Raw genomic sequence first — 1,097 nt, 5'->3', positions numbered from 1 at the left:
CACGTGGTGCACACCAACGTCTAGATGACAACTGCACAGAACGTGATGATGTAAACTACCTGAAGCACTCACTTGCATTCTACAACGGTGATAAAGCACCTCGTATTGAATACAGCGACGTGAAAATCACTAAGTCTCAGCCTAAAGCTCGTTTATACGGTGCGGCAGCTGAAGAAGCAGCGGCAAAAGAAGCAGCTGAAGCGAAGCAAGCAGAGGAGAAGGCATAATGTCAGGCAATCGCATCCAGAAAGTAGAAATCCTGCGTTATGATCCAGAAAAAGACGCAGAACCGTATTTTGAATTATTTGAAGTACCCTTTAACGACACCATGTCAGTGCTTGATGCACTGGGTTACATCAAAGATAACCTAGATAAAGATCTAGCTTACCGTTGGTCTTGCCGTATGGCGATCTGTGGTTCTTGCGGCATGATGGTTAACAAGGTACCTAAGCTAGCTTGTAAAACCTTCTTACGTGAATATCCAAATGGTCTAAAAATCGAAGCATTGGCTAACTTTGCTATCGAAAAAGATTTGATTGTTGATATGACGCCGTTCATCGAGCGCCTTGAAGCTATCAAGCCATACATCATTGGTAACAACCGTACCCCTGAAGATGGTCCGAATAACCAAACACCCGAGCAAATGGCTAAGTACAAGCAATTTGCTGGTTGTATCAACTGTGGTCTTTGCTACTCAGCATGTCCTCAGTTTGGTTTGAACCCTGAATTCATTGGTCCTGCTGCTCTAACACTAGCACACCGTTACAACCTAGATAGCCGTGATAACGGTGCTCAAGAACGTATGAAGCTGATTAACGGCGAAAACGGCGCTTGGGGTTGTACATTTGTTGGTTACTGTTCTGAAGTTTGTCCGAAGAGCGTAGATCCAGCAGCAGCGGTTAACCAAGGTAAAGTTGAATCTTCTAAAGATTTTGTTATTGCCATGATTAAGCCTCAGGAGGCATAAGGATGAGCAACCGTAAACCTTACGTTCGCGAAATGACACGTACTTGGTGGAAAGATGATCCTTTCTACCGCTTCTACATGGTGCGTGAAGCAACAATTCTACCTTTGATCTTTTTCACTATCTGCCTGAC

At 44.2% G+C, this 1,097-nt stretch carries 1 protein-coding gene and 2 pseudogenes; all 3 read left to right on the top strand.

What is annotated here, in order from left to right; genetic code table 11:
• Positions 1–227, top strand: a pseudogene (locus C9J12_RS30105) (succinate dehydrogenase/fumarate reductase flavoprotein subunit); the annotation flags it as partial.
• On the top strand, positions 227–967 hold the full coding sequence (locus C9J12_RS30100) for a succinate dehydrogenase/fumarate reductase iron-sulfur subunit (protein ID WP_107247129.1): 741 nt from the start codon (positions 227–229) through the stop codon (positions 965–967). The pseudogene C9J12_RS30105 and the gene C9J12_RS30100, both read left to right, overlap by 1 nt.
• Before the next feature lie 2 nt (positions 968–969).
• A pseudogene (locus C9J12_RS30095) lies at positions 970–1,097 on the top strand (fumarate reductase subunit C); the annotation flags it as partial.

The sequence above is a fragment of the Photobacterium frigidiphilum genome (genome assembly GCF_003025615.1).
Classification (GTDB): Bacteria; Pseudomonadota; Gammaproteobacteria; order Enterobacterales; family Vibrionaceae; genus Photobacterium; species Photobacterium frigidiphilum.
This window is presented reverse-complemented; position numbering and strand designations above follow the sequence as displayed.